Below are 25644 nucleotides of genomic sequence, written 5' to 3'. Positions count from 1 at the left end.
GCGCGGGACTAGCGGCAATTTTGGTGCGGGTCAAACATCGCTTTGATCCACTCGGCTGGCCACCCAAGCGCGGTGGATGCGTCCGGCAAACCCGCCGACACCAAAGGCACAAAGCGCATAGAGAACGGCAGAAGCCTGCGCAATCAACGCGTTGATCTCAAGGGGATGCGCATTCAGCCATCCCATCATCCAGATCATGTTAAGCCCCAGCCCGACAATCAAGACAGCAAAGAACCGTTTGATATTGAAATGAAATCCGGTCCAGGCACAGGCCAGCATCCAAACCGCCAGCACCGCAACAAGCGAGGCGACCAGCAGGCTCATTCCGCAGCGCCATCCCGGCGCAACACCACACGGCGCAGCCAACGGCCCAGATAGATCACCGGCCAGCGCAGCACCGAACAGGCCCCCGCCAGAACCAGCAAGGCCACCCAGGGACCATGCTGCATGATGACATAGCCGAGAATGGGAATGCCCAGCCCGATCAGGATATAGGCGTTGCGCCAATGCTGATCCTTGCTTGGCGTCATAGCCAGGACATTGGCCACTACGGCCCACAAGCAGGCCAACGTCAGGGAAAGGCTCATTCCGGCACCTGAGGATTTTGTCCACGCAGCTTGGCGATCAGGAATTTCAGCGGGTTACGGTACATCGAGACAAAACCTGCCAGCGCAAGCGCGGCAATCAGCCATCCCACCTGCAATCCGATCATTACGATCAGCACCGGCGCCGCCAACAAAAGCGCCACCCCCGGCACATATTGCCGCCGCATGGGCAGCATTGCCACGCCCACGGAGGCAAAGACCCAAAAAATGCACAGCCAAAGCAAGGTCACGCCGCCGCCCCTTTCATCGTCTTCAACCGGTCCGGCAATTCATTGGCCCATGCACTGATCGTACCGGCGCCAAGACAGACCACCATGTCGCCGGGGCTGGTCTGTTCACGCACCAATCGGGCCAGATCATCGCCATCCTGCACAGCGCGGGCATGACGGTGGCCGTGGCGGATCAATCCGGCCACCAGACCGTCACGATCTGCCCCTTCGATGGGGTCTTCACCCGCCGAATAGACATCGGCGATGCCAACCACATCCGCATCGTTGAAACAGGCACAGAAGTCATCGAATAGGTCATGCAACCGGCTGTAGCGATGCGGCTGATGCACCGCGATGACGCGCCCTTCGGTGGCTTGCCGCGCGGCCTTCAGAACGGCGGCAATTTCAACCGGGTGGTGGCCATAATCATCAATGATCGTCACGCCATCAATTTCGCCAACTTTTGTGAACCGGCGGTTAACGCCGCCAAAGCTGGCCAATGCGCCGCGGATCTCTTCAGCCTTCATGCCCAGATGCCGCGCCACAGCCACCGCCGAGAGCGCGTTGGACACGTTGTGATCCCCCGGCATCGGCAGGCTGCAGTCCTTGATCACGATGTCTTCGGCCTGCAGGTAGATATCAAAATGCGCAACACCATTTTTGTAGTGCAGGTTTCTGGCCCGCACATCGGCCTGCGCGTTGAACCCATAGGTCACGACCCGGCGATCGGTGATCTTGCCCACCAGCGCCTGCACTTCGGGGTGATCGGTGCAGCACACAGCCAGCCCGTAGAACGGAATGTTCGAAACAAAATCAAGAAAGCCCTGCCGCAGCGTGTCAAAGTCGCCCCAATGTTCCATATGTTCAGGGTCGATGTTGGTCACAATCGCAATGGTTGCCGGCAGGCGGTTGAAAGTACCATCGCTTTCGTCGGCCTCCACCACCATCCATTCGCCCTGCCCCATCCGGGCATTGGAGCCATAAGCGTGAATGATCCCGCCGTTGACCACCGTGGGGTCAATCCCACCCTTGACCAACAATTCCGCCACCAGTGTTGTGGTGGTGGTCTTGCCGTGGGTGCCTGCGACCGCGATGTTGGATTTCAGGCGCATGAGTTCTGCCAGCATCTCGGCCCGGCGCACGATGGGCAGGCCTGCGGCGCGGGCGGCGTCGAGTTCGGGATTGCCGGGCTTGATCGCGGAAGAGATCACCACAACCTCGGCATGTTCGATGTTTTCTGCCTTTTGCCCGCCTTCAAAAATCGTCGCGCCCAATTCGGCCAGACGGTTGGTAATCTTGCTGGCCTTCAGGTCAGAGCCTTGCACGGTGTACCCGTGATTCAGCAACACCTCGGCGATGCCAGACATGCCAATGCCGCCGATACCGACAAAATGGATGGGGCCCACATCGGTGGGCAGTTTGGTGGCGGCTGCGTTCATGTCTGCTTTCCTTTTTGGGCCAGTTCTTCGACCATCTGCGCCAATGCCTCGGCAGCTTCGGGTTTGCCGACCGACAGCGCGGCCAGCGCCATTTGCATCGCCGCATCCGAATTGCCAAGCACCAAGTGAATCTGTTCGGTCAGGCTTTCGGGATTTGCGGCGTCTTCCGGCACCATGATCGCCGCGCCGGCCTCAACCAGGCCGCGTGCGTTTGCGGTCTGATGATCGCCAGTGGCTGCGGCGAAGGGGATCAGGATCGACGGGCGACCAATCACCGATATATCCGCAACCGAGGACGCACCAGCGCGGCTGATCACCAGCTGCGCCTCGCTCATCCGGCGCGGCACATCGTCAAAGAACGGCTGAACATCGGCGGAAATCCCGTGTTCGGCATAAAAGGCCGAGACCCGTTCGCCGTCTTCATCCCGCGCTTGATGGCTGACGCGGATGTTGCGCAGCATATCCATCGGCAGGTTGGCAATGGCCGGTGGCACAACGTCACTGAGAATGCGGGCGCCTTGCGATCCGCCCATCACCAGCAGTTCCATCGGATAGTCCCCCGGCGCGATATAGCCAGCGCCGGCTCGATCCAGAACGGCACTGCGCACCGGATTGCCCACATGTACCCCTTCCACCCCTTCTGGCAGGGTTGTCGGCCATGTCCCGCAGGCCACCGCATCCACGCGTTTGGAAAACACTTCGTTCACGCGGCCCAAGACGCCGTTTTGTTCATGGATCATGCGCGGCAGCCGCAAGGCCCAAGCCGCGCCCAGCGCCGGAATAGAAGGATATCCGCCAAAACCGACCACTGCCGCAGGCCGGTCGCGCAGCATACGGGCCATCGCGCCCAGCGCCCCTGCACCAATGCGCAGCGGCACCATGGCCCTGGCCGCAAGTCCGCCACGGGCAAAGGTGGCGGAACTCACTTGCACGATCTCGACCGCATCTGGGAAACCGCCTGTGTACCGCGCCCCGCGTGCATCCGTGGACAGGCGCACCCGCCAGCCCCGCGCGAGCATCACCTCCGCCAGCGCCTGCGCGGGGAACATATGCCCACCGGTGCCTCCGGCTGCGATAATCAATAGCGGTGCCGTCATGACCGTCTCCTTGTGCCGCCCTTTGGCACGATCAGCGTGCCCGGCCGCGGCCCAGTATATCAGAAATTTCGCCCTGGGGCCTTGTGCGGGTAAAGGCAAGCAACATGCCAACCGCGATCCCGGATGCAATCACCGAACTACCGCCATAGCTGACAAACGGCAAGGTCATGCCTTTGGCCGGCAGCAAACGCACCGCAACGCCCATGTTGATCATCGCCTGAACGCCAAACATGCAGGCCAGCCCCGTGCCCGCCAGCCGGATGAACGGATCACGTTCCCGCACCAGCCGCAACAGCGACCGCACCACAACGCCGGAGTACAGCAGGATAATGCAAAGAACGAGGATCAGCCCGTATTCTTCGGCCGCCACCGCGATAATGAAATCCGTATGCGCATCCGGCAGGGACCATTTCACCTGCCCCTCGCCCACACCCACACCGAAGAGCCCGCCCTCGCGGATCGCATTGGTGGCATAGCCTAGTTGCGTTGTGGGATCGACATCGGGGCTGAGAAACCCATCAATCCGCCGGGCAAAGTGTTCGGAATTGGAATAGGCCACCGTGCCTGCCACAACGACCAATCCAGCCATACCCACCAACAATGTGATCGGCGCACCGGCGACAAAATACATCACGCCCCAGCCAAACAGCACCAGACAGGCCTGACCGAAATCGGGCTGCATCGCCAGCATCAGCACAATCGCGATGCATAGCGCAAAAGACCAAAGCCGCCCTGGAGGCCCGTTAATTTCCTGGCTGGCGGCCATCATCCAGGCCGCCGCCACCACAAATCCGGGTTTGAGAAATTCGGAAGGTTGCACCGAGGCGAAGCCAAGTGAATACCAACGCACCGCGCCTTTGCCAAAATCTGTCCCCAGAAACGGCAGCAACGCCAGCGCCACAAAGGCGCAGATGAACCCAAGGACCGCCAGCCGCCGCACCAGAACCGGCGACATCATCGAGGTCAGCACCATTGCGATCATCGCAAGACCGCCAAAGAATGCCTGCCGCTGCACATAGTGAAACGGCTCAAAGCCGTTTTTCGCGGCCAGGGGCGGCGAGGCCGCGAGCCCCAGCAACATGCCAACAAGGAACAGCATGAGGATGCAGGACATCGCCCATCTATCAACTGTTCGCCACCATTTTGGAAGAATCGGTTCGCCATCCCGCACCGGGACCGCACCATAGACCATTTCTGTCATGGGCTCTGCCTTACACTGCCTTCAACTGCCGCGTCCTGGCTTCTGCCCGGCACGTCGCCCCTTTTCGGGGTCTAAAAGGCAGCATAACGCGAAAAGCCCCTGTAATCTAGTGGATTTCCACCAGGGGATGATCCCCCGGTGGCAGTTTTTCGCAGATTACGCGGCGCGGTGGGTTCCGCGCACCGGATAGTCATTGGCCCGGATGAATTTGATCCCGTTCAGGATACCTTCCAGCTCCGGCCGGGCAAAGGGCGCATTGGACACATCAAGGATCTGCACATTGCCTTTTTCATTGATCACAAAAAGGCCCGGTTCGGGGAACGGACGGTCGGTTTCCTTGGCGCTGCGCGGGTCCGATATATAAAGCCCCAAGGCCTGCATCTGCGCCACGCTCAGCCCGTATCCCATTGGCAGGCTCAGTTCCTTTTCATCCACCATTGCCTGCGCTTTTTCCTCAGGATCGCCTGAAACCATGACCACTTCGACCCCCTCGGCGTGGTATTGCGGGGCCAGTTCCTCCAGCTTGGCAAGGTATTTTTTACAAATCGGGCAATGCAGCCCGCGATAGACCACTACCATCTGCCACTCGAACCCGTCTGAGGGCGTGCCAAGGGTCACATGCCCCCCGCCCAATTTGTCTGCGGTCATGAGCGGAAATGCCTGTCCGGCCTCTAGCGTATTCATTCTTTGTCCTTTCTTGCGTGTTTCCTCCGACTTAACGCCCCATGGTGTCGCGGCAATCCCCCTCACAGCATCTTGACCGCCCTCGCCAAAGCAGGCAGAGCCGCCCCATGCAGGTGGATACAGCAATCATAGGCGCAGGCGCGGCAGGCATGATGTGCGCAGCCCATGCGGGCGGCAAGGTGCTGTTGGTTGATCATGCAAAGGCGCCCGGTGAAAAGATCCGCATTTCAGGCGGCGGGCGCTGCAATTTCACCAATATGTACTGCGATCCGGGCAGTTTCCTCTCTGGCAATCCACATTTTGTCAAATCCGCCTTGGCCCGCTATACCCAATGGGACTTCGTCGAGCTGGTCGATCAACACAGTATCAAATGGCACGAAAAGACTCTTGGTCAGCTGTTTTGTGACACCTCCGCCAAAGAGATCATCGCCATGCTGCGCCGCTTGATGCAGAAGGCCGGCGTCGATCTGCGCCTGCAAAGCAGTGTTTCGAACATCCGTAAGACGGAAAGCGGCTTTGCGCTGACCTTGCATGGGCCGCAGGGCGATACATTGGTTGCTGCAAATAACCTTGTGATCGCCACAGGCGGCAAATCCATCCCCAAAATGGGCGCGACCGGCTTTGCCTATGAGGTCGCCGCTGCGTTTGGCCTTCCGGTGACAGAGACGCGCGCAGGATTGGTGCCATTCACCTTCACCGATGCGCGGTTCGCCCCGATTTCGGGCACCGCAGTCCCGGCCCGTGTGACGGCCGGCGGCACCAGCTTTGACGAGGCGCTTTTGTTCACCCATCGCGGGCTGTCCGGTCCGGCGGTCTTGCAGGCCTCCTCCTATTGGCAGGACGGCGCGGAGATCACCGTCAATCTCGACCCGAATACCGCCCTGTTCGAAGCGCTGCGCGACCAGCGCCAAAGCTATGGCCGCCGCAATTTCACCACTGAACTCTCTGCCCACCTGCCCGCCCGATTGGTGGAGCACCTTGGGGCGTTGCATGACCTGACCGGAAACCTGGCTGACTGGTCCGATGCGCGGCTCATGGCCCTCTGCGACGGTCTACAAAACTGGCAGATGGTTCCCTCCGGCACCGAAGGATACCGCACCGCCGAAGTGACCCTTGGCGGGGTGGACACGGATGCGTTGTCCTCCAAGTCCATGATGGCAAAAACCGTTCCGGGCCTCTATTTCATCGGCGAAGCGGTGGATGTGACCGGCTGGCTTGGCGGCTACAACTTCCAATGGGCCTGGTCCTCCGCGATGGCGGCCGCCCGCACGATGGGCTGACTTAGCCCAGCTGCTTGGCCACCTGCGCTGCAAAGTCATCGCCGCGCCGCTCGAAACTGTCGTATTGGTCAAAACTCGCCGCCGCCGGGGCCAGCAGGACCACATCGCCCGCTTCGGCCTCCGCCACCGCACGGGCGACGGCTGTGGCCATATCACCGCAAACCTCGGCCTCCACGTCCAGCTGCATGGCAAAACCCGCCGCCTCGCGCCCGATCACATAGGCTTTGCGCACCCCACCGGTGGCGCCTGCAAGCCCGCCAAGACCGCCCTCCTTCTCCAGCCCCCCGCAAATCCAGCGGATGTTGCTGAAGGCCGCCAGCGCCTTGGCCGCGCTGTCCACATTGGTGGCCTTGCTGTCATTGACATAGCGCACGCCGTCTTTCTCGGCGATGGTCTGGGACCGATGTGGCAAACCGCCAAAGCTGTGAAAGGCCGCCTCGATCACCTTGGGCGCCAGGCCAAGCGTCCGGCAGGCCGCATAAGCGGCGCAGGCGTTCTGGTGATTATGTGCGCCGGGCAAACCTGCCACCCCGCGCAGATCAATCGACGCCACCTGCTTGCCCTTGCGATATTCCGACAGGAACCCTTTGCGGGCAAACACCTGCCAGCCCGGCCCTGTCAGCTTTTGCGCCACACTGATCCGGATCACCCGGTCATCCGCCGGTCCCTCGGTGAGCTGCCCGGCCAGGAACCGCCCTTCGACCTCGTCCACACCGATCACCGCACGGTCCGGTCCGCCTTCGGCAAAAAGCCGTCGCTTGGCCGCAAAATATCCGCCCAATCCATGATGCCGGTCCAGATGGTCGGGGCTGAGATTGGTGAACACCGCCACATCCGGGGTCAGGCTGCGCGCCAGATCGGTCTGATAGCTTGACAGCTCCAGCACCACCACTTCGCCATCGATCGCCGGATCCAGATCCAGAACCCCGCGCCCGATGTTGCCCGCCAATTGGCAGGGCCGGCCCACCTGTTCCAGAATGTGATGGATCAGCGCCGATGTCGTTGATTTCCCGTTCGATCCGGTGACCGCAACCACCCGTGGGCTGGTATCAAAATTGTCCCATTCACTGGTGGCAAAGCTTTGAAAGAACAGCCCGATGTCATTGTCCACAGGCACGCCGGCCTCCAGGGCCGCCGCGACAACCGGATTTGGATCAGGATAAAGATGCGGAATGCCGGGGCTGACAATCAGACGCGCAATCCCGTCAAAGCCGCGACGCCGGAGATCCACACATTCAAATCCCTCAGCCTCGGCCTTGGCTCGCGCGGCCGGATTGTCATCCCAGCACAGCGCCGCAGCCCCACCAGCCGCCAAGGCCCGCGCGGCCACAAGCCCCGAACGCCCCAGTCCCAAAACCGCCACCTGCGTGCCCGCCAATCCTTGCACCGGAATCATCGCCGTCCCCTTCTTTTGCCGGCAAGATGGCGCAAGGGCGCGTCGAAGACCATCCACCCTGTCCCTTTTTGGCCCTAAATAATCCGGGGGAATCGCGGCCTGCCGCGATGGGGGCTGGCCCCCTGCTGCCACTGGAAACACCCGCCCGCCCCTGCTAGGCAACCTCGACAGACCCACACCGCATCCGCCAGAAAGGCCCGTCCATGCCACGATCCAGCGCCCCTGACCTGCCCGGCCTCCTGTCGCGCCTTAACGGGCACATGCGCGAGGATGACCATTGGGGCGATGTTGCCGCCTATATCCCGCAGCTGGCCCATGTGGATCCGCGCCAGTTTGGCATTGCCGTGGTGACGGCGGACGGTACCTGTCATGTGGCAGGCGACAGCGAGGTGCCCTTTTCGGTTCAATCCATCACCAAGGTCTTCACCCTTGCCATCGCGTTGGGCCGGTCCGGCGATCAACTGTGGCAAAGGGTCGGGCGTGAACCGTCGGGCCGGGCCTTCAACTCCATCGTGCAGCTTGAACAGGAACAGGGCCGCCCGCGCAATCCCTTCATCAACGCCGGTGCCATCGTGACCACGGACGAGGTGCTGGGCCAGCGCCCCCCGCGCGAGGCTTTGGCAGAGATCGTGCAATTTGTCCGCGCCGCGGCAGGCACCGAGGACATCCACATCAATGATGCCGTTGCTGCGTCAGAAACCGCCTTTGGCCACCGCAACTTTGCGCTGGCACATTTTTTGGCGTCGTTTGACAACCTCAAGAACGCGCCCGAGCTGACGCTCGGCACCTATTTCCACCACTGCGCCATCGAAATGTCCGTCCGGCAACTGGCCATGGCGGGCCGGTTCCTTGTCGATGCGCCCGGCCTGCCGCGCCTTGTGTCAGCGGGGCGCATCCGGCGGCTGAATGCGCTGATGCTGACCTGCGGCCATTACGACGGATCGGGCGATTTTGCCTATCGCGTTGGCCTGCCCGGAAAATCCGGGGTTGGCGGCGGCATCCTTGCCATTGTTCCCGGCCAGGCCAGCATTGCGGTGTGGTCGCCGGGGCTCAACCGCTATGGCAATTCGCACAAGGGCACCGAAGCCTTGGCCGCCCTTGCGCGCCAGATGAATTGGTCGATCTTCTAGATTTGCGGCAGATCCTTAACGGATTTTCAAGGTCGCCAGCCCGAGCATTGCCAGAATAAGCGAAATGATCCAGAACCGGATCACGATCTGCGGCTCCGCCCAACCTTTTTTCTCATAATGGTGATGGATCGGTGCCATCAGGAACACCCGCTTGCCGGTGCGTTTGAAGTACAGCACCTGAATGATCACGCTCAGCGCCTCTACCACGAACAATCCGCCAACAATCGCCAGCACCAACTCGTGCTTGGTCGCCACCGCAATCGCGCCCAGCGCCCCGCCAAGCGCGAGTGACCCCGTGTCGCCCATAAACACCGCCGCCGGAGGGGCGTTGTACCAAAGAAAGCCCAAGCCGCCGCCAAAAATACCGGCTGTAAAGATCAGGATCTCGCCCGTTCCCGGCACGTAATGCACGTCCAGATATTCGGTGAAATCGACGCGGCCCACAGCATAGGCAATGATGCCAAGGGTGCCAGCGGCAATCATCACCGGCATGATCGCCAGACCGTCCAGACCATCGGTAAGGTTCACCGCATTGGCCGCGCCCACGATCACGACAATCGCAAAGGGGATGAACAGCACCGAAAGGTTGATCAGCGTGTCCTTGAACACCGGCAGCGCCAGTTTGTACTGCAGCGCCTCAGGGTGGTATTGCGCCGCCCAATAGCCCGCAATCCCGGAAATGATCAGCCCCAGCAACAGCCGCACCTTGCCCGATACACCGGCCGTGTTTTGCTTGCTGACCTTGGCGTAATCGTCGGCAAAGCCAATCGCGGCAAAGCTCATGGTGACAAAAAGCACCAGCCAGACAAACGGATTGTCAAGCCGCGCCCAAAGCAAGGTCGAAGTCAACAGCGCCCCAACGATCAACAGCCCGCCCATTGTCGGCGTGCCTGCCTTGACGAAATGCCCCTCTGGCCCGTCATCGCGGATCGGCTGGCCTTTGCCCTGCTTGCGGCGCAACACCGCGATCAATGGCTTGCCGAACAAAAACCCGAACAGTAAGGCGGTCAGAAACGCCCCCCCGGCCCGGAAGGTGATGTAGCGAAACAGGTTAAAGAAATCGCCACCGTCCGACAGCAGGGTCAACCAATAGAGCATAAAATGCGTCCTTACTCATGATCGGGAGGCCAGATGGCCCCGTTCAACTCTGGCCGTTGCGATGGCCCATTTTGCGTATGGCGTCAACAACAGCGCCCAGTTTCATCGAAAGAGACCCCTTGGCCAGAACCACATCTCCCGCATGCAAACGGCCTGTCAGCCCCTCCAGCATCTCGGCGGAGGTCTCTGTCCAGTCACCACGCCGGTGTTCGGGCAACAGATCATAAAGCGATTTCATCAGCGGCCCGATGCAATGCACAACATCCACCTTCTCCATCGCCTCCAGATGGGCGAGCCCTGCATGCAGCGCGATCTCGTCGCTGCCCAGTTCTTTCATATCGCCCAGAATGGCAATCCGCCGCCCTGCGCGGTTGTGGATCGCATTCTCGCCAACTGCCGATGCCGCCAGCACCTCCAAAGAGGCGGCCATCGAGGTCGGATTGGCGTTGTAGCTGTCATCGATCAGATCCAGCGTCAGGTGATGTTCCACCGGGTCAAGCTGCACCGTTTCGCGCACGCCCCGCCCCTTGTAGGGCGACCAGCGGCCTAGCGATTGCGCAGCGAGCGCCAGATCGGCACCCATCGCCTCCGCCACCGCCAATGCGCCCAGCCCGTTCATCGCAAAATGCCGCCCAGGCGTTGCGATTTTGAACAGCAGCGGCGTGCCATTGGCCTGCGCCTGCACCACGGTGGTATCGGCCTGCACCTGCACCTCTATCAATTTGAAATGCATCGCATGGGTGCCAAATTCCACATCGCGCAATTTGCAATCCACGGCCTTGGCCATCAGGATCGCCGCATGTTCAATATCGGCATTGATCACCGCCACGCCGCCAGGCTGCAGCCCCTCGAACACCGATGCCTTTTCAACGGCGATGCCCGCCACATCGTTGAATGCCTCCAGATGTGCGGCGGCAACTGTTGTGACCATGGCCACATCCGGTTTGGCCATTTTGGCCAGCGGCGCAATTTCGCCGGGGTGGTTCATGCCGATCTCGATGATCGCGAACTCGGTGTCCTGCGGCATCCGCGCCAGCGTCAGCGGCACCCCCCAATGGTTGTTGTAACTGGCGACAGAGGCATGGGTCCGCCCCTGATCCCCCAGCATTGAAAGCAGCATTTCCTTGGTCGAGGTTTTGCCAACGCTGCCGGTGATTGCCGCAACCTTGGCCCCCGTTCGGGCCCGCGCCGCCGCGCCAAGCTGTTCCAGGCCGGTCAAAACATCAGGTACGATCAACAAGGGCGCGTCCGGCGCGACACCTTCCGGCACATGGCTGACAAGGGCTGCGCCCGCGCCTTTTGAAAAGGCCTGCGCCACAAAATCATGGCCGTCACGCACGTCTTTAAGGGCCACGAACAAATCGCCTGCTTCAATCGTGCGGGTGTCGATGGACACCCCGTTGCAGGCCCAGTCTCCCTGAGCCTTGCCGCCCGTTGCCGCCTGCGCCTCTGCGCTGGTCCAAAGTGTCATGCCAGTCTCCCGTCCAGCGCGGCCACCGCAACGCTGGCCTGTTCCACATCATCAAAGGGCAGGATGTCATCACCGACCACTTGCCCGGTTTCATGGCCCTTGCCCGCAACCAGCAACGCATCCCCGGCCCCAAGCATGTCCACGCCGCGCAGAATCGCCTCGGCACGGTCGCCAACCTCGGTTGCCTCGGGCGCACCTTCCAGCACAGCGGCGCGAATGGCCGCCGGATCTTCGGAGCGCGGGTTGTCATCGGTCACAATCACCAGATCGGCATTTTCCGCCGCTGCCGCGCCCATCAACGGACGTTTGCCCGCATCCCGGTCGCCGCCCGCACCAACAATGGCGATCAAACGCCCCATCACATGGGGGCGCATCGCCGCTAGCGCCGTGGCCACCGCATCAGGCGTATGGGCATAATCGACAAACACGGCCGCGCCATTGTCGCGGGTCGCGGCCAGTTGCATCCGGCCACGCACCGTCGTCAGATGCGGGATCGTGTCGAACACATCCGCCGGATCACCACCGCAAGCGATGACCAGCCCCGCCGCCAACAGCACATTGTCGCCCTGAAAGCCGCCAATGAGGTTCAGCCGCTTTTGAAAGGTCTTGCCGCGCCAATCAAACCGGAGATCCTGGCCCGTGGCATCAAACCTTTGTGCCGTCAGATGCAGATCACCGCCATCGCGGCCCACTGTGATCACCTCGCAGCCGCGCGCCTTGGCAATCGCGGCCATGTCCACGCCCTTGGGGTCGTCGATATTGATCACCGCCGTGCCATCCTGCGGCAAAACCCGCGAAAACAGTCCCGCCTTGGCATCAAAATAGGCCTCGAACGTCTGGTGATAGTCCAGATGATCCTGAGTGAAATTGGTAAATCCAGCAGCACGTAGGATCACACCGTCCAATCGCCGCTGATCCAGCCCATGTGACGAGGCCTCCATCGCCGCATGGGTGATCCCGTTCTGCGCGGCCTCGGCCAAGGTCCGGTGCAGTGTGATCGGCTCTGGCGTGGTATGGGCCAACGGGGCGGACCATGCACCTTCAACGCCGGTGGTGCCCAGGTTGACCGCTGGCAGATCCATCTCGATCCAGATTTGCCGCACAAATGTCGAGACCGAGGTTTTGCCATTGGTGCCCGTGACCGCGACCATCGTCTGGGGCTGCGCCCCCGACCACAAGGCTGCCGCCCGTGACAAGGCCTCACGCGGGGCATCGGTGATGACAACAGCTGTGCCTGCCTCCGCCATAAGATCTGCGGCAATCTCGGCCCCTTCGGCATCGGTCAGGACCGCCACCGCCCCCATGCGCAATGCATATTGGATAAATTCAGCACCATGCACCCGGCAGCCGGGCATCGCGGCAAACAAAAATCCGTCTTTCACGGCGCGGCTGTCCACCGCAACGCCAGTGATATCGGGATTGGCCCCGCCCCGTGCCGTCAGACCAAGGGAGGAAAGGGAAACACACGGGCTGGCCATAGGTTATTCTTTTTGTCAGTTGCTGCTGGTCAGCGTTAGCACAGCGTCGTTTGCAGGTTCAACAGTTGGTCGCACCCCCAAAAGCGGTGCGACGCGCCGGATCATTTCCGCAGCCACCGGAACCGCCGTCCAGCCAGCGGTACGGCGCGGCTTGTCACCCGAACTTTCCACCGGTTCGTCCAGCGTCACAACCAGCACATACTTGGGATCATGAGCCGGAAAAATCGAGGCGAAGGTGGCGATCACCTTGTCCTCGTAATAGCCGCCCGTGGGTTTGGGTTTGTCCGCTGTGCCGGTTTTGCCGCCCACATGATAGCCGGGCACCTCGCCAAAGCTGGCGGTGCCCTTGCTGACCACTTTGCGCAGCATCAACCGCGCCGCCTTGGCCGCGCGTGAGGACATCACCCGCTCGCCCATCTTGGAACGGGGCTGTTTGATCAAGGTCGGCTCCACCTTGAACCCCCCATTTGCAATCGCCGCGTAACCTGCCGCCAAGTGCATTGGGCTGGTCGAAATGCCATGACCGTAAGAGATTGTTACGCTGGACAGGTCCGTCCATTTCTTTGGCAACAGGGGTTTACCCCCTGCGGCCTCGACGATTTCAAAGCCCGTGGGTTCAAAAAAGCCAAGGCTTTTTAGAAATTCCTGTTGGCGTTTGATGCCAATCTCCAAGGCCATCCGGCCGGTGCCTCGGTTCGAGGATTTGACGATGATGTCAGTGACTGACAGCTTGCCGTAGTTCTTGTTGCGGAACTCGCCAATGCGAAACCCGCCAACTTTCATCGGGCCTTTGGTGTCGATCACGGTGTCCGGGTTCACCAGCCCCAGATCAACGGCCTGCGCGGCGGCAAATATCTTGAAGGTCGAGCCAAGCTCGTAGACCCCCTGCACCGACCGGTTGAACAACGGGCTGTCGGAGGCGTCGCCCTCGACCGCGGGGCGCGGGCGATCATTGGGATCAAAGCTTGGCAAAGAGGCCACGCTGATCACTTCGCCGGTTTTCACATCCATCAATACCGATGTCGCACCCTTGGCGTTCATCAGTTTCATACCGCCAAACAGCACCTGTTCGGCTGCGGCCTGCACTGTCAGATCCAGCGACAGTTGCAACGGCTTGTTGCCGTTGGCCGGATCACGCAGGTATTTGTCGAAATATTTCTCAACTCCCGCAACGCCGATCACCTCGGCAGCATGCACGCCCTCTTTGCCGTAGCTGGCACCGCCCATCACATGTGCGGCCAGCTTGCCGTTAGGATAAAGCCGCATATCACGCGGCGCAAACAGCAGGCCCGGATCGCCGATATCATGCACGGCCTGCATTTGCTCCGGGCTGATTTTCTTTTTGATCCACAAGAATTTACGCTTGCCGGTAAAGTCCTTCTTGAGCCGTGCCAGATCCAGATCGGGGAAGATCTTGACCAGACCTTCGGCGGCAGCATTGGGATCAACCATATGCAGGGGCTGGGCATAAAGGGCATGGGTGTCAAAATTCGTGGCCAGCAGGCTGCCATGACGGTCCACGATATCGGCCCGGCTTGCCGAAATGACGGCGCCCGGCGCATGGGTGCGCGGCTCAACCGGTTCGGACATCGCCAAAAGGCCCATACGCCCACCGACAACAGAGAACGCACAAAAGAAACACACGCCCATGATCAGCAAACGGCCCTCGGCGCGTTGCCGCGACTGGTCGCGCATCTGTTCGTGACGGATACGTTTGTTTTCCCGCTCGATCGCGTCGGGATTTTCGCCTTTTTGACGGGCGTCCAGAATGCGGGCAAGCGGGCGGAGCGGCGTGCGGATCATAGCGGATCATCCTGAGAAGAAGTGCCAGAGTTCATGGTGGAGACATCGACCGGATTGGTGATCGGCAACAGCGGTGCAGGGGGATAGGCCACCTGATCCACCAGGCCGAACTGATCCGGCTGCAAGGGCAGAAGGCCCAGCCGGTCAAAGTTGATCACCGACAGATCGCGCAGCCGGTCAGGACGGTTCTGATAGGCCCATTCGGCCCGCAGCACCGCCAGCCTTGCATGGGCCTGCCGGATGCTGGCGTGCAGCTTGTCTGCTTCGCTCAGCGCCGATTGGGTCGCATAATTCTCGCGGTAGGCCCAGAAGGCCAGACCGATCACCGCCAAAGACGTCAGGATGTATAACACCGCTCGCATGATCAGAGCCCCTTTACCATCGGCATCCCGATGGATTTTGCATCAACGCCCCCTGAGGGTGCGTCAGTACGTGTCGCCACCCGCAGCTTGGCCGAGCGGCTGCGCGGGTTGTCTGCCAATTCTTCGGCATCCGGTCCTATCGCCTTGCGCGATTTCACGGTGAACTGCGGCGCGTCGCGCTGCATCTCGGGGGCAAAGCGATTTGCATTGCCGCCCGACCCTGACCGCGCGGTCAGGAACCGTTTGACCATTCTGTCTTCTACAGAATGAAAGGTAACAACGGCCAATTTTCCCCCGGGCTTCAGCGCCCGCTCGGCGGCCATAAGGCCTTGGAACAATTCGCCATATTCATCGTTCACCGCAATCCGGAGCGCCTGGAAGCTGCGGGTGGCGGCATGGGATTGGCCGGGCTTGCTGCGCGGCAGCACCCCTTCAATCAGGGAGGCCAGTTCAAGCGTGGTGGTGATCGGCGCCTCGGCCCGCGCACGGCCAATGGCTTTGGCGATGCGGCGGCTGGCGCGTTCTTCGCCGTATTGAAACAGGATGTTGGCCAGCAGCTCTTCTTCGGCCTCGTTGACCAGGTCGGCCGCCGATGGTCCGTCCTGCGACATCCGCATGTCCAGTGGGCCATCCCTCATAAACGAAAACCCGCGCTCCGCGAGATCTAGCTGCATTGAGGACACGCCAAGATCCAGCACAACGCCGTCCAGATCCTGCGCATATTCATCCATCCGCGAAAACACGCCCCGCTGCATCACGATGCGGTCGCCATAGTCGCCCGCCCATTCCGCGGCCATCTCAAAGGCCAGCGGGTCACGGTCCACGCCAATCACGCGCTCTGCGCCTGCCTCAAGCAGGCCGCGCGTATAGCCGCCAGCACCAAATGTGCCGTCCAGCCAAACGCCCTCAACCGGCGCAACGGCCGCCAACAACGGGCGCAACAATACTGGGGTGTGGGGGGCAGAGGGATGATCAGTGGCCGCAGCAGCCATATCCGTTACTCCCCCGACTTTCCGTCCAGAAAGACCAGAGGATCAAAGTCCTCGGGCAATTCATCTAACCACTCTTCCTCTTTTGCCCGCTCTACGGTGTCATAGGTTTCAGGCTTCCAGATCTGGAAGGTGTCGCCCGCCGCGATAAAGAAGGCTTCGTTTTCAAGCTCGATTTTCCGGCGCAGTTTGGCCGGCAGAACCAAACGCCCGGTTTCATCTACATTTGTGGGAAAGGACTGCCCGTGAAACAGACGTTGAAGCATCTTGCGCTCCATTGATCCGCGCGGCAGCGCGTCGATCTTGTCGTCCACCTCGTTGATGGCGTCCATTGTATAACATTCAAGATAGTTGCGGCGATGATCGCCATAGACAATGACCAGTTCGGGGTTGTTGCCCGATTGCCAGTTCGGGTCGCCAGCCTCAAGCACACGGCGAAAAGAGGCTGGGATAGACACCCGCCCCTTCGTATCGACCTTGTGTTGGCTCTCGCCTCTGAACCTGCGGCTCACTGTCTTTGTCCTGCCTGCGCTTAACTGCGCTTTGCTATTGTCGCGCCCCCGCGAATGCCCCCCACCGATCTTGTGAAATGGAAACGGCGGGTTGATCTGCTGCCACTGATCAACCCGCCGCCCTCGTCCCGCTGTTGCGGGGAAGTCCGACTGCGCGCGCCACCTGGGGGGATGTCTGCTCGCTCGCGCGCCGGATCTCTTGGTCTGATGAAATCGAGGGCCTGTATGAAACCTGCGTGGTTTTTATTGTGTGGGGTCGTTTGGTGCCCCGTGTCCCGTTCTCATCCGATGAACAAGGGATGCCACGGGAAATCATGGGTGTCTACATTTATTATAGCCAATCGACACAATATCTGGTTTTGCACAAGGCTGAAAAACAAGATTTAGCTAAGAAATGGCTCGCAAAATTGGCTCAATTTGCAGTAGATGACCCCAAAGGCACTACATATAGTAGGATATCGACGCATCGAAAAAAGTGGGATAATTTCCCAGAAATTTTCGCCCACAAACTTATCCACAAGCAATGTTCACCACTTGTTCCCATCAGTAACTGCAAACCAAGGCAAATTTCAACCCTATTCCCGTGGAATTGATTCGGTTTCGGCAGGTTTCAGCCGGACTTCACGCCCCTGATTGGTATATGGCCCATCTATTCCCGTAAGCCGTCCCATCTAATCCCACAGGTGCCATAGGATCCCAGTTCCGACCTTCCACGCGCTGCAAAATCGCGCCTTACCTTGCGTCCCCCGCGCCAAACCGCCAAAACAGGCGGGCCAGCCCGCATTACGGGCTATTGGGCAGAGGAGCTAAAGATGACCACCGCACTGGCGCTGATTTCCCATGCCATTCGTATGTTGGTGTTCGAAACCGGCACAACGTTGAAAGTTGTGATGCCCGCCATCCTGCTGGTGCTTGGCAGCACATTGGCGTCCGTGGTCTTGTTGCCCGACGCCATCGCCGCGTTGCAAGCCCACCCGGAAGATATGGTTCTGCCCTCCGGTGGGGAACTTGGCTTGCTGGCGCTTTTCGGGCTTTGTGCGCTGATGGGCTATGTGCTGATGGCGATCCTGTGGCACCGGCATGTCTTGCTGAGTGGGACCGACCATGCCGACGATCTGCGCCCTTCAGCATCGATTGTATTGTCTTACGTCTGGCGGGCGATCCTTGTCGGCCTCATGCAATTGCTCGCTACCATCCCGATTGTCATTGGCACCGCCGCCATCGGCGCCGTGATTGGGATAACCGCAGGACTGGGCGGCAGCGCCTTTTTGGGACTGGTCATCGGGCTGCTGGCCAGTGTGGTCTTTGTCTGGATCGCGCTGCGGCTCTCGGTCGTGCTGCCGGCTGCTGCATTGGGGCAACCAATGAAGATCTTCGAAAGCTGGCGCGAAACTGCGCCGATCTCCGGACCGCTTTGGGGCGTTGCCGCGCTTTTGGCGGCGATCAACATCGGGATCAACGGTTTTGCCGCGATGATCCTGCCAGAGGCCGCCGTGGTCTCAGCCCTGATTTCGGCCTGCGTTTACATGATCGAAGGGTTGGTCTTTGTCTCGGTCCTGACAACCCTATACGGTCATTTGGTGGAAAGGCGCACGTTGGGGTGACATGCGCCTTCGGGCCTAAAGTCCTGCCCCTATGCCATGCCACCTTTGATCAAGCCTTCGGCGATCTGCCCGTAAGCCTTGGCCATCGCGCTGTCCCCCGCCGCGACCGGCGTGCCGCCGTCACCCGCCAAGCGGGTCTCCAGATCAATCGGCAAAGTGCCCAGCAAAGGCACGCCGATTTTCTCAGCCTCATCCGCCACGCCACCGCGGCCAAAGATCTGATGCTCTGACCCGCAGTCGGGGCACACGAACATCGACATATTCTCGATCAAGCCCAAAACCGGTGTCTTCAGCGTGCCGAACATGTCCAGCGCCTTGCGGGCGTCAATCAACGCCACATCCTGCGGTGTGCTGACCACAATCGCGCCGGTCAGTTCGGACTTGGTGCAAAGGGTCAACTGCACATCCCCTGTACCCGGCGGCAGATCGACCAGCAAAACGTCAAGCTCCCCCCATTCCACCTGCCCCAACATCTGTTGCAAGGCGCCCATCAACATCGGCCCGCGCCAGACCACGGCCTTGCCCTCCTCCATCATAAAGCCGATGGACATCAATGTGACCCCATGGGCCTGCAACGGAATGATTGTCTTGCCATCCGGGCTGGCGGGCTTTTTGTTGATTCCCATCATGCGCGGCACGCTGGGCCCATAGATATCGGCATCCAAAAGGCCGACCTTGCGCCCGGCCCGTGCCAGCGCCACAGCCAGATTGGTGCTGACCGTGGATTTGCCGACACCGCCCTTGCCCGATCCAATGGCCAATATGCGTTTGACACCGGATGGTTTGGTTGGACCGTCTTGTGGTTTGGGATGACCGCCGACCTTTAGGGATGGAGGTGCGGCCGGTTTGGCCGCCGGACCATGTGCTGTCAGCGCGACCGTGGCCTGGGAGACACCAGGCAGATCCGCCACGACCTTCTCCGCCGCATCGCGCAGCGGCGCCATTGAGCGGGCCACGTCTGCATTTGGCGCCTCAATGACGAAGCGCACCACATCCCCGTCAATGGTCAATGCACGGATCAAATCATGATCCAGAATGCTTTTGCCATCCGGCAGGGCCACACGGGCCAGTGCGGCCTCTACCTCGGCTTTGGTGATGGGCATTGCGAACTCTCCTCTTGTTTGACCCTGAAATGGCAGGTTCTGCCCAAATCACAAGAGGGGCGCGGCGATTTGCGCAATGGTTCTGCGCGCAATGCAAGGGGGCCATCGCAATCCATGCGAATGCTGCATAGCAGCATTGCAAATTTAATTATTGTGCAGTTGCAGCATCTGCCTCATCTTAGTCTCATCAGGAAGCCGCAAGGCTCCTTGAGAAAGTTACCAAACAGGCCTACCTCCTCCCGGGCTTGTTTGAATTTGGCGGCGACATTTTCCTCCTCCCTAATGTCGTCGCCCTTTCTTTCTTTTCTCCCCCTTCAAAATCAGCTTCGCCCCACACCGATGCCCTGCGCCAAACTGCAGCGCCATTTGTTTCCGTTTTATTAACAACAGGTTGCCGTCACGTCGCCCATGCAAAAACTGCATATCGGCTTTGCCATTACAGCCGTTGTAAGGGTCTGGGAAAGGCGTATGTACCCCTCATCAGACAAGACGATAACGTCATACATATACGAGGTGCCCCGATGGCATACATGAACACAACAACCGCCGCTCACCCTTCTGTATTTGCACAAATCGGTGCATTTTTTGAAGGCGCAGCAACACGCTACAAACAATACCGTCTTTACCGCGCAACCTTTGATGAGCTGAGCGCCCTGAGCAACCGTGAACTGGCCGATCTGGGCCTGAATCGCTCTGACCTGCGCCGCGTTTCGATCGAAGCCTCCCGCGCCTAAGACACCGAGATTGGACGCAACGCACCTCCCTGCCTTTGCGTCCAAAGCAGAGGTCCGCATCACCTTCCTCCTCCCTGATGCTGCGAGACCCTGCGCATAGACCCGAAGCCGACCCTCCCTTGACGCTTCGGGCCGACATAGAAACAGCGACACCTTCCTCCCAAGGTGTCGCTGTTTTCTTTTGTGAGGCCGATGTCGCCTCAGGGCGCCGCTTCAAGCAGGTCTCCGGGCTGGCATTCCAGCACCTCGCAAATCTTGGCCAGCGTTTCAAACCGCACGCCTTTGACCTTACCGGACTTGAGCAGGCTCAAATTCTGCACCGTGATCCCCACCGCTTCGGCCAGATCCTTGGACTTCATCTTGCGTTTGGCCAACATCACATCCAACCGGACAATGATCTGCATCAGACAAACTCCTCATTCTCGCGGGCGATCCGGATGGCTTCGCGCATCACAAGTCCGAGGAAAAAGAATGCCAGCCCGCTGAACGCCAATCCCAGATTGCCGCTGTCATACCAGAACCGAAGCGGTAAGGGACCGCCCGCATTGTGCCAGGACCGGATCATCGGGCTGACCGCGCCTGCCAGAAGCGAAGTTGTCGCAGAACCAAAGATCAACAGCCCCATCCAAACCAGCCGGCAGGCAATGCGCTGATCAAACACGGCCCCGGCCCGCAGCAACCAAAGCAGCGACGCGCCGGTCAAATAGGCCAGCCAACCCAGTGCCGTGGGAACAAGCCAGACGCAAAAGAACACCATGCGGGTCGTGACGGAGATCTCTGCATAGGGGTCAACCCACCGATCATTGCGTGTCCAGCGCCCCCAATCCAGAAACGACAATTGGAGGTTCCAGCTTAGTGCTTCATAGGGATAGTAGATCAGCATCGGCGAAATGCAGATTAGGGCAATGATGGACAATCTTTGTATTTTCGTCATGAGCACTTCCAAAAATTACTGTTTTACGATAATTTTGTATTGCATTTCATAAATTGTCCAGCCTTTACTGGAGGCAGTTCTTAATGAGGAATCAACAGATGCGAAAAACCCAATTACCCTTTCTCGCCCTATGTGCCGTGCTGCTTGGCGGTCCGGTTGCCTCTGAGGTCAAGATATTTGGCAACGCCGTGGCCCTCGCCAAAGTCCCCGGTATTGAACTGTCGCGCAAACAGCAAAGACACTTTAACGAATTTAAGGCCAAGAAATCCTACTTCGGGGCTTTCTATGCTGCGCCCGGCACCGACTATTCCTTCTGGACCAGAAATTTCCACAGCCTGAACAGCGCCAAAATGGGTGCCAAGAAGGGCTGCGAGCTTGGCGCGAAAGTGGCCAAATGTTCACTGGTCGCTGTGTTATTCCCCAAAGGCATGGATCCCAACGGCAACGGGCTTGCGGGGCTTGGGCAAAGAGCAGGCAAGGAGTTCACTTCGACCTACGTCAAAAAGCAGAAAAAAGGTAAATTCGGGGCCTTTGCCATCAACGGAGCAAGCGATCATGGCTTTTCTTACGGATGGGTCAGCGCCGCCGAAGCAAACGCCGCTGCTATCGAGTTTTGTAACGCCGGCAGTGCCCAAGCGCTTGCCAGGTTGGGCATTGAGGGGCGCAAATGGGCTCGGTCAAACGGATTGGACAAATGCCGTGTGATCGACACCCACTCCCCCGATTGATCAGGCGTTAAAACGGCACATCATCACAGCCTGAGAGAAAGCGGGACACAACTTTCTTTGTGCCCGCTTTTTCAAATTCGACCTCAAGCTTGTCACCCTCGATCCCGATCACCGCGCCATAGCCGAACTTCTGGTGAAAGACCCTTTCGCCCATCGTGAAACTGCTCACGGCGTTCATATCGATCGTGACATTGCGGGTTTCTTTGGGCTGGCTCATGCCACGTTCCCCTGCCCGCGCCTGCAGGCGCCGCCAACCGGGGGAGTTATAGACATTCGCCTCCGCCGCCTGATCATGCAGATTGCTGGTCGGCATCGCCGCGCCGTAGCCGCCGCCATAAAGACCGGGGGGCGTCAGCACCTCGACGTTTTCCTCTGGCAGCTCATCAATAAACCGTGACGGCATGGAGGATTGCCATTGGCCAAACACCCGCCGGTTCGCGGCAAAGGAAATCGTACACAGCTCTTCGGCCCGCGTGATCCCCACATAGGCCAGCCGCCGCTCTTCTTCCAAACCCTTGATTCCGCTTTCATCCATCGACCGCTGCGAGGGGAACAAACCATCCTCCCAGCCGGGCAGAAAAACCGCAGGAAATTCCAGCCCCTTGGCCGCATGCAGGGTCATGATCGACACTTTCGCGCCGCCGTCATCGCTTTCATTGTCCATGATCAGGCTGACATGTTCCAAAAACCCTTGCAGGTTCTCGAATTGTTCAAGCGCCTTGACCAGTTCCTTGAGGTTTTCCAGCCGCCCCGGCGCCTCAGGCGTTTTGTCATTTTGCCACATCCCGGTATAGCCGCTTTCGTCCAGAATGATCTCGGCCAGCTCCACGTGGGACATCGTCTCATCGCCCACCATCCGGCCCCAGCGGTCAATCCCGTCAATCAACAGACGAAGCTGCGCCCCGCCCTTGCCGCCCAAACCGTCATGAGCCAACAAGATCCGCGCCCCCTCGACAAGGTTGGTGCCATGTTCGCGGGCGGTGATCTGGATCTTTTGCTGCGCCTTGTCCCCCAGCCCGCGCTTGGGCGTGTTCACAATCCGCTCAAACGCCAGATCATCATCCGGACTGGTCACCACGCGGAAATAGGCCATGGCATCGCGGATTTCCAAACGCTCATAGAATCGCGGCCCACCAATCACCCTATAGGGCAAACCGATGGTCAAAAACCGGTCCTCAAAGGCGCGCATCTGGTGGCTGGCCCGCACCAGGATCGCCATCTGATCCAGATCCATCGGCGCCTGCCCGCGCGTGCCGCGCTGCATCGCTTCGATCTCATCCCCGATCCAGCGGGCCTCTTCCTCACCGTCCCAATGGCCAATAAGGCGCACCTTCTCGCCGTCCTCGGCCTCGGTCCACAGCGTCTTGCCCAAGCGCCCCTCGTTGCCCGCGATCACGCCGGAGGCAGCAGCAAGAATATGCGGGGTCGAGCGGTAGTTCTGCTCCAGCTTGACAACATGCGCGCCCGGAAAATCCGTCTCGAACCGCAGGATATTGCCCACCTCGGCGCCGCGCCAGCCATAGATCGACTGGTCATCATCCCCCACACAGCAGATATTGCGATGCCCCTGTGCCAACAGACGCAGCCACAGATATTGGGCCACGTTGGTATCTTGGTATTCGTCCACTAGGATGAATTTGAACCAGCGCTGATACTGCTCCAGAATGTCCGGATGGGTCTGGAATATCGTGACCATATGCAAAAGCAGATCACCAAAATCCACCGCGTTCAGCTCTTTCAAACGTCGTTGGTATTGATCGTAAACCTCTGTACCGCGGTGATTATACAGCCCCGCATCGGCCGCTGGCACTTTATCGGGCGTCAACGCGCGGTTCTTCCAGCCATCAATGATCCCCGCCAGCATCCGCGCCGGCCAGCGTTTGTCATCGATATTCTCGGCACGGATCAACTGTTTCAGCAGCCGCAGCTGGTCATCGGTATCCAGTATGGTGAAATTGCTCTTGAGCCCCGCCAGTTCCGCATGGCGGCGCAACAGTTTCACACAGATCGCATGAAATGTGCCAAGCCAGGGCATCCCCTCAACCTGTTGACCAAGCATATGCCCAACGCGGGTCTTCATCTCTCGCGCTGCCTTGTTGGTAAAGGTCACCGCCAAAATCTCGTTGGGCCGTGCCCGCCCGGTGTTCATCAAATGCACAATTCGCGCGGTCAGGGCCTTGGTCTTGCCCGTGCCTGCCCCGGCCAGCATCAACACCGGCCCGTCCATCTGCTCTACCGCGGCCCGCTGCGCGGGGTTCAGCCCGTCCAGATAGGGTTGAGGCCGCGCCGCCATTGCGCGGGCGGACAAAGATGCGCCTTCAAAGGCGTCCATTTCATCAAAACTGCTCATGGCGGTTAACCTAGCCGCTTTCACCGCGCAGGAAAACCCATGTTCTTGGGATGTTCCCCTCCCTTTTTGGCCTTAAATACCTCCGGGGGTTTGGGGGCTGGCCCCCAACTGGCGCTAGACAATTCCGCCCCTCTTGGCGCAAATGCTGATATGGACCTGCACGCCACCTACCCCGCCCTGTCTGACCTGCGCCGCCGCGCCCAAAGGCGGATACCCAAATTTGTGTGGGAATATCTCGACAGCGGCACCGGCAACGAGGCGACAAAGGCCCGCAACCGCGCAGATCTCGACCGTATCGGCATGATGCCGGCGATTCTGGGCGGCGAATTCATCCCGGACCTGAGCATCTCCCTCTTTGGCCAGACACTTCCCCTGCCTTTCGGGTTTTCGCCCATTGGCATGTCCGGTCTGATCTGGCCCGACGCCGAAGGCCACCTCGCCCGCGCCGCGGCCAGGGCGGGCATCCCCTATTCCCTTTCCACCGTCGCCAGCCAAAGCCCCGAAGACCTCGCCCCGCATCTGGGCAGCCACGGCTGGTTCCAGATGTATCCACCCCGCGATCCCGAGATCCGCAAGGATATGTTGCTGCGGGCCAGATCCGCCGGGTTCAACACTTTGATCCTGACCGTAGATGTGCCCGTGGCCAGCCGCCGCGAAAGACAGGTGCGATCGGGTCTGACCAACCCGCCAAAATTGACACCGCGCCTGATGGCGCAAGTGGCGCTGCGTCCGGCCTGGGCCTTGGGTATGGCGCAGCGCGGCATGCCGCATATGCGGATGCTGGACAAATACACAAGTGACGCCACCGCCAATCTGTCCCCCACGGCCCATGTGGGCTACCTGCTGCGCACGGCGCCCGATTGGGAGTATGTCAAATGGCTGCGCGATCATTGGGACGGGCCATTTGTCATCAAAGGTGTGTTGCGCCCTGAAGATGCAGCACAGCTGGAAAGCCTTGGCGTGGATGGCATCTGGGTGTCCAATCACGCGGGTCGCCAGTTTGATGGCGCGCCGTCCAGCATCGCCGCACTTCCGGCCATTCGGGACGCAACAGACCTGCCTGTGATCTTTGACAGCGGTGTGGAAAGTGGCCTTGATATCCTGCGGGCAATGGCCCTCGGCGCGGATTTTGTCATGCTGGGCCGCGCCGCGCATTTCGCACTTGCAGCGCTGGGTCCAAGGGGCGTTGATCACCTGATTGACCTGCTTTCCAAGGATCTCAGCGCCAATATGGGCCAATTGGGCGCAACAGACCTAAAAAACCTGCCCGCCCCGATTGCGCTAACAGAAAATCCTGTAAAACCAGCCCTGTAAAGGAAAAATTGACGTTGGGGCAGTTGACCCTGCGCGCCAATCCTTACGAAACCTTTCGCAATTGTTACAAAACCGTCGCAGGAGGGATTGCGCTGCATCGCAGCATCCTTAAAGTGCGGCCAA

Annotated in this window: 25 protein-coding genes; 6 read left to right on the top strand and 19 right to left on the bottom strand. The window is 59.9% G+C overall.

Annotated features, from left to right (window positions below):
• Positions 1 to 30: 30 nt before the first annotated feature.
• The 7 genes from K3754_RS07605 to K3754_RS07575 all read right to left on the bottom strand — a co-directional run bounded on the left by K3754_RS07605 (position 31) and on the right by K3754_RS07575 (position 5235).
• The gene (locus K3754_RS07605; protein WP_203211604.1) at positions 31 to 324 is read right to left on the bottom strand and encodes a hypothetical protein; all 294 of its coding nucleotides are present in this window, start codon (positions 322 to 324) and stop codon (positions 31 to 33) included.
• Entirely contained in the window at positions 321 to 587 is a 267-nt protein-coding gene (locus K3754_RS07600; RefSeq protein ID WP_259942529.1) for a DUF2484 family protein, read from the bottom strand. Before K3754_RS07600 ends, K3754_RS07605 begins: the two co-directional genes overlap by 4 nt.
• Positions 584 to 835: a DUF2484 family protein gene (locus tag K3754_RS07595; protein WP_203211606.1), complete on the bottom strand. Its 252-nt coding sequence runs from the start codon at positions 833 to 835 to the stop codon at positions 584 to 586. The genes K3754_RS07600 and K3754_RS07595 overlap by 4 nt, the downstream gene beginning before the upstream one ends.
• Positions 832 to 2253, bottom strand: a complete 1422-nt coding sequence (murC, locus tag K3754_RS07590) for a UDP-N-acetylmuramate--L-alanine ligase (protein WP_203211607.1) — start codon at positions 2251 to 2253, stop codon at positions 832 to 834. The genes K3754_RS07595 and murC overlap by 4 nt, the downstream gene beginning before the upstream one ends.
• Complete coding sequence (locus tag K3754_RS07585) at positions 2250 to 3350, bottom strand: UDP-N-acetylglucosamine--N-acetylmuramyl-(pentapeptide) pyrophosphoryl-undecaprenol N-acetylglucosamine transferase (RefSeq protein ID WP_259942525.1); 1101 nt, start codon at positions 3348 to 3350, stop codon at positions 2250 to 2252. Before K3754_RS07585 ends, murC begins: the two co-directional genes overlap by 4 nt.
• Positions 3351 to 3381: 31 nt before the next feature.
• Entirely contained in the window at positions 3382 to 4551 is a 1170-nt protein-coding gene (ftsW, locus tag K3754_RS07580; RefSeq protein WP_203211609.1) for a putative lipid II flippase FtsW, read from the bottom strand.
• A gap of 156 nt (positions 4552 to 4707) precedes the next feature.
• Entirely contained in the window at positions 4708 to 5235 is a 528-nt protein-coding gene (locus K3754_RS07575) for a peroxiredoxin-like family protein (RefSeq protein ID WP_259942519.1), read from the bottom strand.
• A gap of 107 nt (positions 5236 to 5342) precedes the next feature.
• Here K3754_RS07575 and K3754_RS07570 point away from each other — a divergent pair, with 107 nt between their 5' ends.
• A complete protein-coding gene (locus tag K3754_RS07570) occupies positions 5343 to 6515 on the top strand; it encodes an NAD(P)/FAD-dependent oxidoreductase (RefSeq protein ID WP_259942517.1) in 1173 nt (390 codons plus the stop codon).
• A 1-nt stretch (position 6516) separates the two neighbouring features.
• Here the strand turns inward: K3754_RS07570 and murD are convergent, their stop codons facing one another.
• On the bottom strand, positions 6517 to 7911 hold the full coding sequence (gene murD, locus K3754_RS07565) for a UDP-N-acetylmuramoyl-L-alanine--D-glutamate ligase (RefSeq protein WP_203211612.1): 1395 nt from the start codon (positions 7909 to 7911) through the stop codon (positions 6517 to 6519).
• A gap of 203 nt (positions 7912 to 8114) precedes the next feature.
• Between murD and K3754_RS07560 the strand changes: the two genes are divergently transcribed.
• On the top strand, positions 8115 to 9041 hold the full coding sequence (locus K3754_RS07560) for a glutaminase (RefSeq protein ID WP_259942512.1): 927 nt from the start codon (positions 8115 to 8117) through the stop codon (positions 9039 to 9041).
• A gap of 15 nt (positions 9042 to 9056) precedes the next feature.
• Here the strand turns inward: K3754_RS07560 and mraY are convergent, their stop codons facing one another.
• Genes mraY through mraZ form a run of 7 tightly spaced genes read right to left on the bottom strand, consistent with a single transcriptional unit; the run spans position 9057 to position 16754 of the window.
• The gene (gene mraY, locus K3754_RS07555) at positions 9057 to 10139 is read right to left on the bottom strand and encodes a phospho-N-acetylmuramoyl-pentapeptide-transferase (protein WP_259942510.1); all 1083 of its coding nucleotides are present in this window, start codon (positions 10137 to 10139) and stop codon (positions 9057 to 9059) included.
• A gap of 43 nt (positions 10140 to 10182) precedes the next feature.
• On the bottom strand, positions 10183 to 11610 hold the full coding sequence (gene murF / locus K3754_RS07550) for a UDP-N-acetylmuramoyl-tripeptide--D-alanyl-D-alanine ligase (protein WP_259942509.1): 1428 nt from the start codon (positions 11608 to 11610) through the stop codon (positions 10183 to 10185).
• Positions 11607 to 13088 carry a UDP-N-acetylmuramoyl-L-alanyl-D-glutamate--2,6-diaminopimelate ligase gene (locus K3754_RS07545; RefSeq protein WP_259942507.1) on the bottom strand — a complete coding sequence of 494 codons (1482 nt, stop codon included), beginning with the start codon at positions 13086 to 13088 and terminating at the stop codon, positions 11607 to 11609. Before K3754_RS07545 ends, murF begins: the two co-directional genes overlap by 4 nt.
• Positions 13089 to 13103: 15 nt before the next feature.
• Positions 13104 to 14891 (bottom strand): penicillin-binding protein 2, encoded by a 1788-nt coding sequence (locus tag K3754_RS07540; RefSeq protein ID WP_203211617.1) that lies wholly within the window; start codon positions 14889 to 14891, stop codon positions 13104 to 13106.
• Complete coding sequence (locus K3754_RS07535) at positions 14888 to 15253, bottom strand: cell division protein FtsL (RefSeq protein WP_025048854.1); 366 nt, start codon at positions 15251 to 15253, stop codon at positions 14888 to 14890. The genes K3754_RS07540 and K3754_RS07535 overlap by 4 nt, the downstream gene beginning before the upstream one ends.
• 2 nt (positions 15254 to 15255) lie before the next feature.
• Entirely contained in the window at positions 15256 to 16245 is a 990-nt protein-coding gene (gene rsmH / locus K3754_RS07530) for a 16S rRNA (cytosine(1402)-N(4))-methyltransferase RsmH (protein WP_203211618.1), read from the bottom strand.
• A gap of 5 nt (positions 16246 to 16250) precedes the next feature.
• Entirely contained in the window at positions 16251 to 16754 is a 504-nt protein-coding gene (gene mraZ / locus K3754_RS07525) for a division/cell wall cluster transcriptional repressor MraZ (RefSeq protein ID WP_203211619.1), read from the bottom strand.
• Between the two features lie 812 nt (positions 16755 to 17566).
• Between mraZ and K3754_RS07520 the strand changes: the two genes are divergently transcribed.
• A complete protein-coding gene (locus K3754_RS07520) occupies positions 17567 to 18358 on the top strand; it encodes a hypothetical protein (RefSeq protein ID WP_259942501.1) in 792 nt (263 codons plus the stop codon).
• Between the two features lie 29 nt (positions 18359 to 18387).
• On the opposite strand, the gene K3754_RS07515 is transcribed toward K3754_RS07520, so the two are convergent.
• Positions 18388 to 19461 carry an Mrp/NBP35 family ATP-binding protein gene (locus K3754_RS07515; protein WP_259942498.1) on the bottom strand — a complete coding sequence of 358 codons (1074 nt, stop codon included), beginning with the start codon at positions 19459 to 19461 and terminating at the stop codon, positions 18388 to 18390.
• 521 nt (positions 19462 to 19982) lie between these two features.
• On the opposite strand from K3754_RS07515, the gene K3754_RS07510 reads away from it, so the two are divergent.
• Positions 19983 to 20195, top strand: a complete 213-nt coding sequence (locus K3754_RS07510; protein ID WP_203211622.1) for a DUF1127 domain-containing protein — start codon at positions 19983 to 19985, stop codon at positions 20193 to 20195.
• 200 nt (positions 20196 to 20395) lie between these two features.
• Here K3754_RS07510 and K3754_RS07505 read toward each other — a convergent pair whose 3' ends face one another.
• Entirely contained in the window at positions 20396 to 20599 is a 204-nt protein-coding gene (locus tag K3754_RS07505) for a helix-turn-helix transcriptional regulator (RefSeq protein ID WP_203211623.1), read from the bottom strand.
• The gene (locus K3754_RS07500; protein ID WP_259942493.1) at positions 20599 to 21129 is read right to left on the bottom strand and encodes a hypothetical protein; all 531 of its coding nucleotides are present in this window, start codon (positions 21127 to 21129) and stop codon (positions 20599 to 20601) included. The genes K3754_RS07505 and K3754_RS07500 overlap by 1 nt, the downstream gene beginning before the upstream one ends.
• Positions 21130 to 21227: 98 nt before the next feature.
• On the opposite strand from K3754_RS07500, the gene K3754_RS07495 reads away from it, so the two are divergent.
• A complete protein-coding gene (locus K3754_RS07495; protein WP_259942490.1) occupies positions 21228 to 21857 on the top strand; it encodes a hypothetical protein in 630 nt (209 codons plus the stop codon).
• Positions 21858 to 21864: 7 nt separating this feature from the next.
• Here the strand turns inward: K3754_RS07495 and K3754_RS07490 are convergent, their stop codons facing one another.
• Positions 21865 to 24207, bottom strand: a complete 2343-nt coding sequence (locus tag K3754_RS07490) for an ATP-dependent helicase (protein ID WP_259942486.1) — start codon at positions 24205 to 24207, stop codon at positions 21865 to 21867.
• A 150-nt stretch (positions 24208 to 24357) separates the two neighbouring features.
• On the opposite strand from K3754_RS07490, the gene K3754_RS07485 reads away from it, so the two are divergent.
• Positions 24358 to 25521 (top strand): alpha-hydroxy acid oxidase, encoded by a 1164-nt coding sequence (locus K3754_RS07485; protein ID WP_259942483.1) that lies wholly within the window; start codon positions 24358 to 24360, stop codon positions 25519 to 25521.
• Positions 25522 to 25644 lie beyond the last annotated feature (123 nt).

Origin of the sequence: Sulfitobacter sp. M368, from assembly GCF_025141875.1 — a bacterium.
Taxonomy (GTDB): Bacteria; Pseudomonadota; Alphaproteobacteria; order Rhodobacterales; family Rhodobacteraceae; genus Sulfitobacter; species Sulfitobacter mediterraneus_A.
This window is presented reverse-complemented; position numbering and strand designations above follow the sequence as displayed.

Excerpts from the sequence above, each read along its gene's own strand:
- K3754_RS07605 (WP_203211604.1), bottom strand. The coding sequence starts at position 324 with ATGAGCCTGCTGGTCGCCTCGCTTGTTGCGGTGCTGGCGGTTTGGATG.
- K3754_RS07600 (WP_259942529.1), bottom strand. The coding sequence starts at position 587 with ATGAGCCTTTCCCTGACGTTGGCCTGCTTGTGGGCCGTAGTGGCCAAT.
- murC (WP_203211607.1), bottom strand. The coding sequence starts at position 2,253 with ATGAACGCAGCCGCCACCAAACTGCCCACCGATGTGGGCCCCATCCAT.
- K3754_RS07585 (WP_259942525.1), bottom strand. The coding sequence starts at position 3,350 with ATGACGGCACCGCTATTGATTATCGCAGCCGGAGGCACCGGTGGGCAT.
- ftsW (WP_203211609.1), bottom strand. The coding sequence starts at position 4,551 with ATGACAGAAATGGTCTATGGTGCGGTCCCGGTGCGGGATGGCGAACCG.
- K3754_RS07575 (WP_259942519.1), bottom strand. The coding sequence starts at position 5,235 with ATGAATACGCTAGAGGCCGGACAGGCATTTCCGCTCATGACCGCAGAC.
- K3754_RS07570 (WP_259942517.1), top strand. The coding sequence starts at position 5,343 with ATGCAGGTGGATACAGCAATCATAGGCGCAGGCGCGGCAGGCATGATG.
- murD (WP_203211612.1), bottom strand. The coding sequence starts at position 7,911 with ATGATTCCGGTGCAAGGATTGGCGGGCACGCAGGTGGCGGTTTTGGGA.
- K3754_RS07560 (WP_259942512.1), top strand. The coding sequence starts at position 8,115 with ATGCCACGATCCAGCGCCCCTGACCTGCCCGGCCTCCTGTCGCGCCTT.
- mraY (WP_259942510.1), bottom strand. The coding sequence starts at position 10,139 with ATGCTCTATTGGTTGACCCTGCTGTCGGACGGTGGCGATTTCTTTAAC.
- murF (WP_259942509.1), bottom strand. The coding sequence starts at position 11,610 with ATGACACTTTGGACCAGCGCAGAGGCGCAGGCGGCAACGGGCGGCAAG.
- K3754_RS07545 (WP_259942507.1), bottom strand. The coding sequence starts at position 13,088 with ATGGCCAGCCCGTGTGTTTCCCTTTCCTCCCTTGGTCTGACGGCACGG.
- K3754_RS07540 (WP_203211617.1), bottom strand. The coding sequence starts at position 14,891 with ATGATCCGCACGCCGCTCCGCCCGCTTGCCCGCATTCTGGACGCCCGT.
- K3754_RS07535 (WP_025048854.1), bottom strand. The coding sequence starts at position 15,253 with ATGCGAGCGGTGTTATACATCCTGACGTCTTTGGCGGTGATCGGTCTG.
- rsmH (WP_203211618.1), bottom strand. The coding sequence starts at position 16,245 with ATGGCTGCTGCGGCCACTGATCATCCCTCTGCCCCCCACACCCCAGTA.
- K3754_RS07520 (WP_259942501.1), top strand. The coding sequence starts at position 17,567 with ATGACCACCGCACTGGCGCTGATTTCCCATGCCATTCGTATGTTGGTG.
- K3754_RS07515 (WP_259942498.1), bottom strand. The coding sequence starts at position 19,461 with ATGCCCATCACCAAAGCCGAGGTAGAGGCCGCACTGGCCCGTGTGGCC.
- K3754_RS07510 (WP_203211622.1), top strand. The coding sequence starts at position 19,983 with ATGGCATACATGAACACAACAACCGCCGCTCACCCTTCTGTATTTGCA.
- K3754_RS07505 (WP_203211623.1), bottom strand. The coding sequence starts at position 20,599 with ATGCAGATCATTGTCCGGTTGGATGTGATGTTGGCCAAACGCAAGATG.
- K3754_RS07500 (WP_259942493.1), bottom strand. The coding sequence starts at position 21,129 with ATGACGAAAATACAAAGATTGTCCATCATTGCCCTAATCTGCATTTCG.
- K3754_RS07495 (WP_259942490.1), top strand. The coding sequence starts at position 21,228 with ATGCGAAAAACCCAATTACCCTTTCTCGCCCTATGTGCCGTGCTGCTT.
- K3754_RS07490 (WP_259942486.1), bottom strand. The coding sequence starts at position 24,207 with ATGAGCAGTTTTGATGAAATGGACGCCTTTGAAGGCGCATCTTTGTCC.
- K3754_RS07485 (WP_259942483.1), top strand. The coding sequence starts at position 24,358 with ATGGACCTGCACGCCACCTACCCCGCCCTGTCTGACCTGCGCCGCCGC.